This is a genomic window from Escherichia sp. TW14182 (assembly GCF_000208525.1).
Lineage (GTDB): Bacteria > Pseudomonadota > Gammaproteobacteria > Enterobacterales > Enterobacteriaceae > Escherichia > Escherichia ruysiae.
Map to the genome: position 1 here is coordinate 1 of NZ_AEJZ01000161.1, position 14,836 is coordinate 14,836.

The 14,836-nt window shown below is 50.6% G+C and carries 15 protein-coding genes; 7 read left to right on the top strand and 8 right to left on the bottom strand.

The window, feature by feature from the left end; all coding sequences use genetic code 11:
* Positions 1 to 73: 73 nt before the first annotated feature.
* The 4 genes from sdhB to sdhC are packed head-to-tail and all read right to left on the bottom strand — an operon-like array spanning position 74 to position 3,317.
* Positions 74 to 790 carry a succinate dehydrogenase iron-sulfur subunit SdhB gene (gene sdhB / locus EQY_RS0114115; protein WP_001235258.1) on the bottom strand — a complete coding sequence of 239 codons (717 nt, stop codon included), beginning with the start codon at positions 788 to 790 and terminating at the stop codon, positions 74 to 76.
* Between the two features lie 15 nt (positions 791 to 805).
* Positions 806 to 2,572 (bottom strand): succinate dehydrogenase flavoprotein subunit, encoded by a 1,767-nt coding sequence (gene sdhA, locus EQY_RS0114120; RefSeq protein WP_000775531.1) that lies wholly within the window; start codon positions 2,570 to 2,572, stop codon positions 806 to 808.
* Entirely contained in the window at positions 2,572 to 2,919 is a 348-nt protein-coding gene (gene sdhD, locus EQY_RS0114125) for a succinate dehydrogenase membrane anchor subunit (RefSeq protein ID WP_000254366.1), read from the bottom strand. The genes sdhA and sdhD overlap by 1 nt, the downstream gene beginning before the upstream one ends.
* Positions 2,913 to 3,317 carry a succinate dehydrogenase cytochrome b556 subunit gene (sdhC, locus tag EQY_RS0114130; protein WP_000263354.1) on the bottom strand — a complete coding sequence of 135 codons (405 nt, stop codon included), beginning with the start codon at positions 3,315 to 3,317 and terminating at the stop codon, positions 2,913 to 2,915. Before sdhC ends, sdhD begins: the two co-directional genes overlap by 7 nt.
* A 380-nt stretch (positions 3,318 to 3,697) precedes the next feature.
* Here sdhC and EQY_RS26235 point away from each other — a divergent pair, with 380 nt between their 5' ends.
* The 7 genes from EQY_RS26235 (at position 3,698) to EQY_RS0114165 (ending at position 11,754) form a co-directional block, all read left to right on the top strand.
* Positions 3,698 to 3,805: a hypothetical protein gene (locus EQY_RS26235; protein ID WP_122983127.1), complete on the top strand. Its 108-nt coding sequence runs from the start codon at positions 3,698 to 3,700 to the stop codon at positions 3,803 to 3,805.
* A 205-nt stretch (positions 3,806 to 4,010) separates the two neighbouring features.
* On the top strand, positions 4,011 to 5,294 hold the full coding sequence (gltA, locus tag EQY_RS0114140; protein WP_000785828.1) for a citrate synthase: 1,284 nt from the start codon (positions 4,011 to 4,013) through the stop codon (positions 5,292 to 5,294).
* Positions 5,295 to 5,675: 381 nt separating this feature from the next.
* Complete coding sequence (locus EQY_RS0114145) at positions 5,676 to 6,242, top strand: fimbrial protein (protein ID WP_000472409.1); 567 nt, start codon at positions 5,676 to 5,678, stop codon at positions 6,240 to 6,242.
* A 50-nt stretch (positions 6,243 to 6,292) separates the two neighbouring features.
* Positions 6,293 to 8,752, top strand: coding sequence for a fimbria/pilus outer membrane usher protein (locus EQY_RS0114150; RefSeq protein ID WP_000381917.1), 2,460 nt, complete (start codon positions 6,293 to 6,295; stop codon positions 8,750 to 8,752).
* A gap of 14 nt (positions 8,753 to 8,766) precedes the next feature.
* Positions 8,767 to 9,498: a fimbrial biogenesis chaperone gene (locus EQY_RS0114155; RefSeq protein ID WP_000142797.1), complete on the top strand. Its 732-nt coding sequence runs from the start codon at positions 8,767 to 8,769 to the stop codon at positions 9,496 to 9,498.
* Complete coding sequence (locus tag EQY_RS0114160) at positions 9,495 to 10,556, top strand: fimbrial protein (RefSeq protein WP_001272404.1); 1,062 nt, start codon at positions 9,495 to 9,497, stop codon at positions 10,554 to 10,556. Before EQY_RS0114155 ends, EQY_RS0114160 begins: the two co-directional genes overlap by 4 nt.
* 151 nt (positions 10,557 to 10,707) lie before the next feature.
* Positions 10,708 to 11,754 carry an AbrB family transcriptional regulator gene (locus tag EQY_RS0114165; RefSeq protein WP_024212581.1) on the top strand — a complete coding sequence of 349 codons (1,047 nt, stop codon included), beginning with the start codon at positions 10,708 to 10,710 and terminating at the stop codon, positions 11,752 to 11,754.
* On the opposite strand, the gene nei is transcribed toward EQY_RS0114165, so the two are convergent.
* The 4 genes from nei to pxpB all read right to left on the bottom strand — a co-directional run.
* A complete protein-coding gene (nei, locus tag EQY_RS0114170; RefSeq protein ID WP_001113955.1) occupies positions 11,751 to 12,542 on the bottom strand; it encodes an endonuclease VIII in 792 nt (263 codons plus the stop codon). The genes EQY_RS0114165 and nei overlap by 4 nt on opposite strands.
* Positions 12,543 to 12,577: 35 nt before the next feature.
* On the bottom strand, positions 12,578 to 13,312 hold the full coding sequence (gene pxpA, locus EQY_RS0114175; protein ID WP_000687117.1) for a 5-oxoprolinase subunit PxpA: 735 nt from the start codon (positions 13,310 to 13,312) through the stop codon (positions 12,578 to 12,580).
* Positions 13,302 to 14,234 (bottom strand): 5-oxoprolinase subunit PxpC, encoded by a 933-nt coding sequence (pxpC, locus tag EQY_RS0114180; RefSeq protein WP_000912703.1) that lies wholly within the window; start codon positions 14,232 to 14,234, stop codon positions 13,302 to 13,304. Before pxpC ends, pxpA begins: the two co-directional genes overlap by 11 nt.
* A partial coding sequence (gene pxpB, locus EQY_RS0114185) for a 5-oxoprolinase subunit PxpB (RefSeq protein WP_000352507.1) occupies positions 14,228 to 14,836 on the bottom strand: 609 nt, incomplete at its 5' end. The genes pxpB and pxpC, both read right to left, overlap by 7 nt.

Here is a 14,836-nt window from a genome sequence, read left to right on the forward strand (position 1 = left end):
ACCCTAACCCTCTCCCCAAAGGGGCGAGGGAACCGTTCGTGCACATTTTTGCCTTGGCCATCAGGCCAGGACATTACGCATTACGTTGCAACAACATCGACTTGATATGACCGATGGCGCGCGTCGGGTTCAGCCCTTTCGGACATACACTGACGCAGTTCATGATGCTGTGACAGCGGAATACACTGAATGCATCACTCAAACCGTCAAGGCGGCTGTCAGTCTCGGTATCACGGCTATCAATCAGGAAACGATACGCCGCTAACAAGCCTGCAGGACCGATAAACTTATCGGGATTCCACCAGAAAGACGGACAAGAGGTTGAACAACATGCGCAGAGAATACATTCATACAGCCCGTCGAGTTTTTCACGTTGCTCGGGCATTTGTAAATGCTCACGAGCTGGTAGATTTTGTCCATTATTCAACAAGTAAGGCTTAATTTTCTCATATTGCGCATAGAATTGTCCCATGTCTACCACCAAATCGCGGATCACCGGTAAACCTGGCAACGGACGAATTACAATCTTCTTGCCCGGCTGGTTGAGTGCCGAAATCGGGGTAATACAGGCCAGACCATTCTTGCCGTTCATGTTCAGACCGTCGGAACCACACACACCTTCACGGCAGGAGCGACGGAACGACAGGCTGGGATCTTTCTCTTTCAGCTGGATAAGCGCATCCAGCAGCATCATGTCGCGACCTTCTTCCGCTTCCAGGGTGTAATCCTGCATACGCGGAGCATCATCAACATCCGGGTTATAGCGATAAATTGAAAACTCGAGTCTCATTTTCCTGTCTCCGCATTAGTAAGTACGAATCTTCGGCGGGAATGCCGGGCGCAGTTTCGGTTCCATGTTGACGCTACGTCGCGTCATGGATTCCGACTCTGGCAGATACAGGGAGTGACACAGCCAGTTTTCATCATCACGCTCCGGGAAGTCGAAGCGGCTATGCGCGCCACGGCTTTCGGTACGGAAGTTGGCAGAAACAGCCGTTGCATACGCCGTTTCCATCAGGTTATCCAGTTCCAGGCATTCAACGCGCTGGGTGTTGAACTCGCTGGAGGTGTCATCCAGACGGGCATTTTTCAGACGCTCGCGGATCACTTTCAACTGCTCAAGCCCTTTCGCCATCGCATCACCTTCACGGAAGACCGAGAAGTTATGCTGCATACATTCTTGCAGTGCTTTACGAATCGCCACCGGATCTTCACCGTTACGGTTGTTGTTCCAGCGGTTCAGGCGCTCCAGAGAAGCTTCGACATCAGACTCGCTGGCATCGCGCAGTGCGCCCTGTTCGGCGATAGACTCTTGCAGATGCAGACCTGCCGCACGACCAAAGACCACCAGGTCCAGCAGCGAGTTGCCGCCAAGACGGTTAGCGCCGTGTACCGATACGCAAGCAATTTCACCCACCGCGAACAGGCCAGGGATCACCACATCTTCGCCTTTCTCGTTCACGGTCAGCGCCTGACCGGTCACTTTGGTCGGAATACCGCCCATCATGTAGTGACAGGTTGGGATAACCGGAATCGGCTCTTTCACCGGATCGACGTGAGCGAAGGTACGGGAGAGTTCAAGAATGCCCGGCAGACGGGATTCGAGAACTTCTTTACCCAGGTGGTCGAGTTTCAGTTTTGCGTGTGGTCCCCACGGGCCATCACAGCCACGACCTTCACGAATTTCGATCATGATGGAACGCGCCACCACATCACGCCCCGCCAGGTCTTTGGCGTTCGGCGCATAACGCTCCATAAAGCGTTCGCCATGTTTGTTCAGCAGATAACCGCCTTCACCACGGCAACCCTCGGTGACCAGTACGCCCGCACCGGCAATACCCGTCGGGTGGAACTGCCACATTTCCATATCCTGCACCGGTACGCCTGCACGGATAGCCATGCCGACGCCGTCGCCGGTGTTAATGTGGGCGTTAGTGGTGGACTGATAAATACGCCCAGCCCCGCCGGTCGCCAGCACAGTCGCGCGAGCTTTGAAGTAAACCACTTCACCAGTTTCGATGCACAGTGCGGTACAACCGACCACTGCGCCATCCTGGTTTTTCACCAGATCCAGCGCATACCACTCGGAGAAAATGGTGGTGTGGTTTTTCAGGTTCTGCTGATAAAGGGTGTGCAACAGTGCGTGACCGGTACGGTCAGCCGCTGCCGCTGTACGTGCCGCCTGCTCGCCGCCGAAGTTTTTCGACTGACCGCCAAACGGACGTTGATAGATACGACCATCATCAAGGCGCGAGAACGGCAGGCCCATGTGCTCCAGTTCCAGAATCGCTTCCGGCCCGGTTTTACACATATATTCAATCGCGTCCTGGTCACCGATATAGTCCGACCCTTTTACGGTGTCGTACATATGCCATTCCCAGTTATCTTCATGGGTATTACCCAGCGCAACGGTAATGCCGCCCTGCGCCGAAACGGTATGGGAACGGGTCGGGAAGACTTTAGAGAGCAGCGCACAGGTCTGGCCGCTCTGGGAAATTTGCAGCGCCGCGCGCATACCTGCGCCGCCGGCACCAATCACAACTGCATCAAATTCTCTGACTGGCAATTTCATCACACACCCCACACCACAACGAATCCATAAATCACGTAAACCACCAGTGCAACGACAATCACCAGTTGCACCATCAGGCGCAAAGCCAGCGGTTTAACGTAGTCGGTCAACACCTGCCACATGCCGATCCAGGCATGGATCAAGATGGAAAACAGCGCCAGCAGGGTGAACACTTTAGTGAACGCAGAGGCAAAGAAACCGATCCAGACTTCATATGTCAGTTCGCCACTGGTAGCGAAAAAACCGACCATATAAATGATGTAGAGCGTCAGGACGATAGCAGTAGCGCGAACGAGGATGAAATCATGTACGCCATTGCGTCCTAATGCGGAGGCGTTGCTTACCATACGAGGACTCCTGCAAGAATTGAAAGCACGACAGTAATGACAAAGGAGATTTTGGCGGAGCGTTTACCCGCTTCGAATGTTTCTTCCAGATAGCCAAAATCCATCATCATGTGGCGAATACCTACGACGACGTGATACGCCAGAGCGGTAAGGATGCCCCACATGATAAATTTGACGAAGAAGCTGCCCATAATGGCGGAAGCTTGCTCGAAACCTTCAGGGGAAGAGAGGCTAGTACCCAGAAGCCACAGCAGGATGCCCACTGCAACGAAGGTGATCACACCGGAAACGCGATGGAGAATGGACGCTATCGCCGTGACGGGGAACCGGATGGTCTGTAGGTCCAGATTAACAGGTCTTTGTTTTTTCACATTTCTTATCATGAATAACGCCCACATGCTGTTCTTATTATTCCCTGGGGACTACGGGTACAGAGGATAACTTTCTGTTACCTGGAGACGTCGGGATTTCCTTCCTCCGGTCTGCTTGCGGGTCAGACAGCGTCCTTTCTATAACTGCGCGTCATGCAAAACACTGCTTCCAGATGCGAAAACGACACGTTACAACGCTGGGTGGCTCGGGATTGCAGGGTGTTCCGGAGACCTGGCGGCAGTATAGGCCGTTCACAAAATCATTACAATTAACCTACATATGCTTTGTCGGGTTTTATCCAGAACAGTGATCTAAGTCACGATAACAACATTTATTTAATTTTTAACCATCTCATTTGACAATCATTCAACAAAGTTGTTACAAACATCATCAGGAAAAGCATATAATGCGTAAAAGTTATGGGGTCACTATTTCACCTAAGATTAACTTATGTAACAGTGTGGAAGTATTGACCAATCCATCCAGGACAGTTATTAGTGATAGACAGGTTTAATAATTCGGATTGCTAAGTGCTTGATTCGCCGTTTATTCGTCATCAATGAATCCTTTACCTGCAAGCGCCCAGAGCTCTGTACCCAGGTCTTCCCCTCTTTCGCAGAGCGGCGAGCCAAATAACAAACGGGTAAAGCCAGGTTGATGTGCGAAGGCAAATTTAAGTTCCGGCAGTCTTACGCAATAAGGCGCTAAGGAGACCTTAAATGGCTGATACAAAAGCAAAACTCACCCTCAACGGGGATACAGCTGTTGAACTGGATGTGCTGAAAGGCACGCTGGGTCAAGATGTTATTGATATCCGTACTCTCGGTTCAAAAGGTGTATTCACCTTTGATCCAGGCTTCACTTCAACCGCATCCTGCGAATCTAAAATTACTTTTATTGATGGTGATGAAGGTATTTTGCTGCATCGAGGTTTCCCGATCGATCAGCTGGCGACCGATTCTAACTACCTGGAAGTCTGTTACATTCTGCTGAATGGTGAAAAACCGACCCAGGAACAGTATGACGAGTTTAAAACTACCGTTACCCGTCATACGATGATCCACGAACAGATTACCCGTCTGTTCCACGCCTTCCGTCGCGACTCTCATCCGATGGCGGTCATGTGCGGTATCACCGGCGCGCTGGCAGCGTTTTATCACGATTCACTTGACGTCAATAATCCGCGTCATCGTGAAATCGCCGCGTTCCGTCTGCTGTCGAAAATGCCGACCATGGCAGCGATGTGTTACAAATACTCCATCGGTCAGCCATTTGTTTACCCGCGCAATGACCTTTCCTACGCCGGAAACTTCCTGCACATGATGTTCTCCACCCCGTGCGAACCGTATGAAGTCAATCCAATTCTGGAACGTGCAATGGATCGTATTCTGATCCTGCACGCTGACCACGAACAGAACGCCTCGACTTCCACCGTGCGTACCGCTGGTTCTTCGGGTGCGAACCCGTTTGCTTGTATCGCAGCAGGTATTGCTTCGCTGTGGGGGCCGGCTCACGGTGGTGCTAACGAAGCTGCGCTAAAAATGCTGGAAGAAATCAGCTCCGTTAAACACATTCCGGAATTTGTTCGTCGTGCGAAAGATAAGAATGACTCTTTCCGCCTGATGGGCTTCGGTCACCGCGTGTACAAAAATTACGACCCGCGCGCCACCGTAATGCGTGAAACCTGCCATGAAGTCCTGAAAGAGCTGGGCACCAAAGATGACCTGCTGGAAGTGGCAATGGAGCTGGAAAACATCGCGCTGAACGACCCGTACTTTATCGAGAAAAAACTGTACCCGAACGTCGATTTCTACTCCGGTATCATCCTGAAAGCGATGGGGATTCCGTCTTCCATGTTCACCGTCATTTTCGCAATGGCACGTACCGTTGGCTGGATCGCCCACTGGAGCGAAATGCACAGTGACGGCATGAAAATTGCCCGTCCGCGTCAGCTGTATACTGGCTATGAAAAACGTGACTTTAAAAGCGATATCAAACGTTAATCGGTGATTACTGAGCAGCAAATAATTTAGCCCGCCGTTTATATGGCGGGTTATTTTTTGTTGGTTTAAGCATAAAAAATTGTAAAAATAAAATCAAAAACCGGACGCCAAATAAAAAACAACCAGTTCAAACAGCGGTCAATGCAATATCTTCATAAAAATAATTGATCTCTCCGTCCTGTTTATAATCCACTGAATATTATGCATATCCATAACTCACTTCTATTTTCTACGTCTTGATTAATTCACAACACCAATCAATTGCATTTGCATTTAATAAAACTAAATATATTTTTAAGCAAAACTAAAAACAATCCACACGCAAAATCAGATAATCTGGTAGAGCTATACTATTTTTCTATTTCCTTAAAGGATTCTGTTATGTTTAAAGGACAAAAAACATTGGCCGCATTGGCCGTATCTCTGTTGTTCACTGCTCCTGTTTATGCCGCAGACGAAGGCTCTGGTGAAATTCACTTTAAAGGTGAAATTATTGAAGCACCTTGTGACATTCATCCAGATGATGTTGATAAAAATATTGACCTTGGACAAGTCACGACAACCCATATAAACCGGGATCATCACAGCAATAAAGTGGCCGTCGACATTCGCTTAATAAACTGTGACCTGCCAGGTTCTGATAATGGTAGCGGTTCGCCAATATCCAAAGTTGCCGTAACCTTCGACGGTTCGGCTAAAACGACGGGGGCAACACCTCTGTTGAGCAATACCAGTGCTGGCGAGGCAACAGGTGTCGGCGTAAGACTGATGGACAAAAATGACACAAACATCGTATTGGGTACAGCTGCGCCAGACCTCGACCTGGATGCAAGCTCAACAGAACAAACGCTGAACTTCTTTGCCTGGATGGAACAAATTGACAATGCAGTCAATGTCACTGCTGGTGCCGTAACCGCTAACGCGACCTACGTTCTGGATTATAAATAAGAATAATTATGGCGGCGACGTAGCCGCCTTTCTGCAGATATTTATCAGGTATGGACACCGTGAATATTTATCGACTTTCTTTTATTTCCTGCCTGACGATGGTAATGCCGTCCGCGCTGGCGGTCGAATTTAACCTGAGCGTCCTCGACAAATCGATGCGTGATAGCATTGATATTTCATTATTAAAAGACAAAGGGGTGATTGCCCCCGGTGAATATTTTGTTAGCATTACCGTTAATAATAACCAAATAAGTAACGGGCAAAAAATTAGCTGGCAAAAAAGCGGTGATAAAACCATTCCGTGCATCGATGAATCACTGGTGGATAAATTTGGTTTAAAACCAGACTTCCGTCAATCATTAGTACAGATAAATCAGTGTGTTGATTTTAGTTCGCATCCAGAAATACTCTTCAATTTCGATCAAGCCAATCAGCAACTCAATATCACCATTCCGCAAGCGTGGCTGGCATGGCACTCAGAAAACTGGATGCCGCCATCAACATGGAAAGAAGGTGTAGCCGGCGTCCTGATGGACTACAACCTGTTTGCCAGCAACTACCGTCCACAGGGCAGTAGCAGCAACACCAACCTGAACGCTTACGGTACTGCCGGTATTAACATGGGTGCATGGCGCTTACGCAGCGATTACCAGCTGAGCCGCTCCGAAAGCGACGATGCCCACGACCAGAGCGGCGGAATATCACGTACTTATCTTTTTCGCCCACTACCGCAATTAGGTTCGAAATTAACCCTGGGCGAAACTGATTTTAGTTCCAATATTTTCGACGGTTTTTCTTATACCGGTGCGGCACTGACCAGCGATGACCGGATGTTGCCCTGGGAATTGCGCGGTTACGCCCCACAAATCAGCGGTATCGCGCAAACCAACGCCACTGTCACCGTAAGTCATTCGGGGCGAGTTATTTATCAGAAAAAAGTCCCGCCAGGCCCGTTTATCATTGATGACATCAATCAGTCTGTCCAGGGTACGCTGGATGTCAAAGTGACGGAAGACGATGGCCGTGTGAACAACTTTCAGGTTTCGGCCGCCTCGACGCCCTTCCTGACGCGCCAGGGTCAGGTTCGCTATAAACTTGCTGTTGGTCAGCCGCGAACCTCAATGTCTCATCAAACTGAAAATGAAACCTTTTTTAGCAATGAAATATCCTGGGGGATGCTCTCGAATACCTCGTTATATGGCGGTTTGCTACTCTCCGGAGATGACTACCATTCTGGCGCAATAGGCATCGGGCAAAATATGCTCTGGCTGGGGGCGTTGTCATTTGATGTCACCTGGGCCAGTAGCCAATTTGATACCCAGCAGGACGAGCGGGGCTTAAGCTACCGTTTCAATTACAGCAAACAAGTGGACGCCACAAATAGTACGATTTCACTCGCTGCTTATCGCTTCTCCGATCGTCATTTTCACAGCTACGCCAACTATCTGGATCACAAATACAACGACAACGATGCACAAGACGAAAAACAGACGATCAGCTTATCAGTAGGCCAACCGATAACCCCTCTGAACCTCAACCTGTACGCCAACCTGTTACATCAGACCTGGTGGAACGCAAATACCTCCACGACCGCCAACATAACGGCAGGGTTTAATATTGATATCGGTGACTGGAAAGATATATCGATCTCGACGTCATTCAACACAACCCACTACGAAGACAAAGATCGCGACAACCAGATTTACCTGTCGATTTCATTACCTGTCGGTAACGGTGGTCGAGTCGGCTATGACATGCAAAACAGTAGTAACAGCACCACGCACCGCATGTCGTGGAACGATACGCTGGATGAACGTAATAGCTGGGGCATGTCTGCCGTGCTGCAATCCGACCGTCCTGACAATGGCGCCCAGGTGAGTGGTAACTATCAACACCTGAGTTCAGCCGGCGAATGGGATTTGTCTGGCACTTATGCCGCCAATGATTACAGCTCTGTCAGCAGTAGCTGGAGCGGTTCCTTTACCGCCACTCAATATGGCGCAGCCTTCCATCGCCGCAGTTCAACCAATGAGCCTCGGCTGATGGTCAGCACCGACGGCGTGGCAAATATTCCGGTTCAGGGTAATCTCGACTACACCAACCATTTTGGTATTGCGGTAGTGCCGCTAATTTCCAGTTACCAACCTTCCACCGTGGCAGTCAACATGAATGATTTACCTGATGGCGTAACGGTTGCTGAAAATATCATCAAAGAAACGTGGATTGAAGGCGCTATTGGTTACAAATCGCTGGCTTCCCGTTCTGGTAAAGACGTTAACATTATTATTCGCGACGCCAGCGGTCACTATCCCCCTCTCGGTGCCAATATTCAGCAGAATGGCAGTGGAATCAGTGTCGGTATGGTTAGCGAGGAAGGCCATGCCTGGCTTGGCGGAGTAGCTGAAAACCAGCAATTTACCGTGCTCTGGGGCGATAAACAAAGTTGCATTATTCATCTGCCAGAACGTCTGGAAGACACGACCAAACGCCTGATTTTACCTTGTCATTAATTAAGGAAAAGAGAATGACATTTATTAAAGGATTGCCCCTGATTCTGTTAGCTGTCAGCCTGGGTAGCAACGCTGCAGTGCAACCCGATCGCACACGAGTTGTGTTTAACGCCAACGACAAAGCCACCAGCCTGCGCATAGAAAACCAGAGTGACAAACTGCCTTACCTTGCATATTCCTGGATAGAAAATGATAAAGGGGAGAAAAGCGACGATCTTCTGGTCGCCCTGCCACCAATACAGCGCCTGGAACCAAAAGCAACATCGCAGGTGCGGATTGTAAAGCAAGCGTCAACCACACAGTTGCCCGGCGATCGTGAAACGCTATTTTACTACAACATGCGCGAAATTCCGCCAGCGCCGGATAAAAGCAGCGACCATGCGATACTTCAGGTCGCGATCCAAAGCCGTATTAAGTTGTTCTGGCGACCTGCGGCATTGCGCAAGAAAACAGGTGAACACATAGAGTTACAGTTACAGGTTAGCCAGAAGGGCAACGAACTTACCCTGAAAAACCCTACCGTCTATTACCTGACGATTGCCTATCTTGGGCAAAATGATAAAGGTGTGATCCCCGGTTTTAAATCGGTGATGATTGCCCCTTTTAGCACCGTCACAACGAATACAGGAAGCTATAACGGTAATCAATTTTACCTGGGTTACATGGATGATTACGGCGCATTACGGATGAATACTCTGAACTGTAACGGACAATGTCGTTTACAGGCGGTGGAGGCGAAGAAATGAGTGCTGGCAAGGGATTGTTGTTCGTTATCTGTCTGTTATTTCTGCCGTTGAAGTCTGCGCTGGCGCTGAACTGCTATTTTGGCTCATCTGGCGGATCTGTAGAAAAATCAGAAGCTATTCAACCCTTTGCTGTGCCGGGCAATGCTAAACCTGGCGATAAAATCTGGGAATCTGACGATATTAAAATTCCCGTCTATTGTGACAACAATACTAACGGCAACTTTGAAAGCGAGCATGTTTATGCCTGGGTAAACCCCTACCCCGGAATGCAGTATCGCTATTATCAACTTGGCGTAACATATAACGGCGTTGATTACGATGCCAGTCTCGGGAAAAGTCGAATCGACACCAACCAGTGTATCGACAGCAAGAAAATTGATATCTACACACCAGAGCAGATCATTGCTATGGGGTGGCAAAATAAGATTTGTTCCGGCGATTCCAACAATATTCATATGTCGCGTACATTTCTCGCTCGTATGCGGCTCTATGTTAAAGTTCGTGAAATGCCGCCGCATGATTATCAAAGTACGCTGAGCGACTATATTGTGGTGCAATTCGATGGCGCTGGCAGTGTTAATGAAGATCCTTCTGCCCAAAACCTGAAATATCACATTACCGGTCTGGAAAACATTCGTGTACTGGATTGCAGCGTTAACTTTTCTATTTCGCCTGAAACACAGGTGATTGATTTTGGTAAATTTAACGTACTGGATATTCGCCGTCACACGATGTCGAAAAATTTTAGTATTAAGACGACGAAATCACAAAATGACCAGTGCACCGACGGATTTAAAGTCAGTTCCTCGTTTTATACCGAAGAAACGTTGGTTGAAGAAGATAAAGCATTGTTGATTGGTAATGGACTTAAACTACGTTTACTGGACGAAAACGCCTCGCCCTATACCTTCAATAAATACAGCGAATATGCCGATTTCACCAGCGACATGTTAGTTTATGAAAAAAACTTTACCGCCGAATTGTCATCCATACCAGGCACCCCCATCGAGGCTGGTCCCTTCGATACTGTGGTGCTTTTTAAGATTAACTACAACTGAATCGAGATGATGCCCTTTTCAGTCGAGAAGGGTATCGCATTCAGATAATTACTCATTTCCTCCTTTTCCTTGATTACCGTTATTTTTTCCAGACCCGGCTTTCTTTATGCTGTATCGATACACCAAAGAGATAATAATGAAGGAGCGAAGGATGCCAGTTTTGCAGTGGGGAATGTTATGTGTACTATCACTTCTCCTTTCTATTGGCTTCCTCGCGGTACATCTCCCGGCAGCACTATTACTTGGGCCGATGATCGCCGGGATCATCTTCAGTATGCGCGGAATAACTCTGCAACTCCCTCGCTCCGCTTTTCTTGCTGCGCAGGCCATTCTTGGCTGCATGATTGCGCAAAACCTCACTGGTTCGATTCTCACCACCCTGGCCGTTAACTGGCCGATCGTGTTATCTATTTTACTGGTGACGCTGCTTTCCAGCGCCATCGTGGGCTGGTTATTGGTGCGCTATAGCTCACTGCCTGGAAATACCGGTGCCTGGGGTTCTTCTCCTGGCGGCGCGGCGGCAATGGTCGCTATGGCGCAGGATTACGGCGCAGATATCCGTCTGGTGGCGTTTATGCAATATCTGCGGGTACTGTTTGTCGCAGGTGCGGCAGTTCTGGTTACGCGGATGATGCTGGGCGATAACGCTGAAGCGGTTAATCAACAGATTATCTGGTTCCCGCCAGTGAGCATTAATCTCATGCTTACGATTTTGCTCGCAGTGGTTGCCGGTACAGTGGGATGCCTGCTACGTCTTCCTTCCGGCACGATGCTCATCCCGATGCTGGCGGGCGCAGTGCTCCAGTCTGGTCAGCTCATCACCATCGAACTACCAGAATGGCTGCTGGCGATGGCGTATATGGCAATTGGCTGGCGGATTGGTCTTGGTTTCGATAAACAAATATTACTGCGGGCATTGCGCCCACTACCGCAAATCCTGCTGTCGATTTTTGCTCTGCTGGCTATTTGTGCGGGTATGGCGTGGGGGCTGACCCGGTTTATGCATATTGATTTTATGACCGCCTATCTCGCCACCAGCCCCGGCGGGCTTGATACGGTGGCGGTCATCGCCGCAGGGAGCAATGCCGATATGGCGTTCATCATGGCGATGCAAACCCTGCGCTTGTTCAGTATTTTGCTGACGGGGCCTGCCATTGCACGGTTTATTTCAACTTATGCGCCGAAGCGGTCGGCCTAGTGCTGGCAGCCTGGACACCAGTAAAACGGGCGCGATGACAACGTGGTTTTCTCAATGATGCCGCCACAGCGTTCGCACTTCTCGCCATCACGATGAAAAACTTTAAAGCGAAACAGCGCCCCATGATGTTTATTCTCATCCACCTGCCCCCGCGTAGCGTAAGAAAGACGCGGAATATCCAGTAGCGCGTGCGCGAGTGCATCCAGTTGCGCCACATTGAGATCTTTCGCTTTATGACTTCCGGTCAACCCGACCTGCCAGAGGATCTCCACCCGCAAATAATTGCCAAGCCCTGCCAGAAACGCCTGATCGAGCAGTAATCCAGCAAACTGCCGATTACGAAAGCGCGGCGATAATAACCGTTCTTTCACCACCTCCGGCGTCAGATTCGGATCCAGCACATCGGGGCCAACGCGTTGTAAAAACGGATGTGTGGTCAGTTGTTCCGGGGTCAACATCTCAATATCCGAGGCGCTATAAAGCAGAATGGTTTTGTCAGCCGTTTGCAGTTTTACCCGTAGCACCCGCGTGGTCTGCGGCTCTTCGCCGGTATCAACCACGCGCCACACGCCGTAAAGCTGATTATGGCTATAGAGCGTTAAACCATCAGAAAAATGAGTTAACAACGCCTTACCACGAGTTTCCACATGGGTGACGTGTTGAGCAATAAGTTGTGATTGATACGGTTTTAACTGCGGGAAGGCAAACCAGACATCAGTTAGTAGTTTGCCTTTGATCGCCGCCTCCAGGTTATCCGCTGCACGGCGGATCTCCGGGCCTTCAGGCATGGTGATATCCTTTTTTCGTTCTTTGTTCAGCGGGATTATGCTGCGACAACAATCCCCTTTTTGGTAAATGTAGCGCGTAGTCGGCGGGCGAACGCCAGTGCGTGCTCGCCGTCGCCATGCAGGCAGACCGTTTGCGCCGTGACCTTCGCCCATTCATCGGTGATACTTTTGACTCTGCCGTGTTGCACCATCTCCAGCGTCTGCGCCAGCGCCTGTTCTTCGTTTTCAATCAACGCGCCTGGCTGGCTTCGCGGCACCAGCGAGCCGTCAGCCTGATAACCGCGATCGGCAAACACTTCCTCGCGCGTTGTCAGGCCATTACGCTTGCCTGCACGGATCAGCTCGCTTCCCGCCAGCCCGACAAGAATCAATGCCGGATCGCAAGCGTATACCGCTCTGGCGATGGCATCTGCCAGTTGTGCGTCTTTCGCCGCCTGGTTATACAACATACCGTGCGGTTTGACGTGGCGCATCACACCACCTTCTGCACGGACAATCGCTGCCAGCGCGCCAATTTGATACAGCGTCTGGGCATAAACCATTTCCGGCGGCAGTTGCATGGCGCTACGACCAAAATTTTCCCTGTCGGGAAAACTCGGGTGCGCGCCAATCGCTACGCCATTTTTTATTGCTTCACGCACGCTTGCCAGCATGGTTTGCGCGTCGCCTGCATGAAATCCACAGGCAATATTGGCTGAGGAAACCAGCGTTAACAGTTCAGCGTCACTGGCACAGCCTTCGCCCAGATCGGCGTTCAGGTCAATTTTCATTGTGCAGCCGCCACGCTAATTGTTCGAAATAACGTTGCTGATCTTGCCGCGCTTTTAGTGCCTCTTCCAGTGAACACTGGACAAAATGAATGGGCTGTCCGAGTGGGATTTGCGCCAGATGATACATGTCGGCTTCAATAATGCAGGCAATGCGCGGGTAACCGCCGGTGGTTTGCGCGTCGTTCATCAGCACAATGGGCTGCCCGTTATGCGGCACCTGCACCACGCCCGGCAGCAAACCGTGAGATAACAGTTCGCGATCGGTGGTGCGTTTTAAGATTTGCCCCTGCAAGCGATAGCCCATCCGGTTGCTTTGCGGGCTAAGTTGCCAGGGCGAACGCCAGAATGCATCCTGCGAGGCGCGATCGAACTCATGATATTCCGGCCCCGGCAAGGCGCGAATGCGGTTGCCCCACAGTAGCTGTTTAACGCCCTGTGCTTCCATAAAATCCCGCTTCGCTTTGCCAATCGGGAGTCGGTCACCATCCTTTAGTAAACGCCCTTCCAGCCCGCCAATCCCCACTTTGAGATCGGTACTGCATGACCCCATCACTGGCGGGACATCAATACCACCCGCCACCGCCAGATAGCTACGAACGCCATGTTGCGGACGTTTAAGGGTTAAACGCTGGCCTGCTTTCATCGGCAAGCGCCAGCCGGTCCAGACGGCGTTATCATCCAGCCGCGCTTCACAACCTGCGCCGGTCAGGGCAAACCAACCATCGCGTTCAAATTCAACCGTTAACTGACCGAGCGTAATTTCCAGTGCGGGAGCGTTGGCATCATTCCCCACCAGCAGATTAGCAATGCGCAGCGCGGGTATATCCAGTGCGCCGCAATGGCTGATACCCGACTGGCGAAAACCGTGGCGACCACCATCCTGCACGGTGGTATACATCCCCGCACGAATAATTTTCAACATACTCCCTCCTTCTGCGGCACAAAGCGCACGCTATCTCCAGGACGTAATAAGATGGGTTCGTCACGCGCCGGATCAAACAGGCTGAGTGAGGTATGACCAATCAACTGCCAGCCACCCGGCGTTGCCAGCGGATAAACACCGGTCTGCGGCCCGCCGATCCCGACAGAACCTGCCGGAACGAGCAAGCGCGGTTCAGCGCGCCGTGGCGTGTGTAGTTGTTCCGGCAAGCTCCCGAGATACGGGAAGCCCGGTTGAAAACCTAAAAACCAGACCACGTATTCCACGGAGGAGTGCAATTCAACAACCTGTTTCTCGCTCAACCCACAATGCGCCGCGACCACCGCCAAATCCGGCCCGCCAGCGCCGCCGTAAACCACCGGGATTTCGATATGGCGTGACTCCGGTTCCAGCGCCTCACTCTCCTCCCACCAGCGTTGCAAACGCTCAATGGCATCCAGCGCCAGCGACTCAGGATTGCGCAAAATCACCGTGATATTGTTCATGCCGGGAATGGCTTCCACCACATTCGGCATATCCACCAGACGCTGCGCCAGTCGCCAGATCCGTTTCTGGCTAGCCAGCGTCACTGGCGGTTCCAGTTC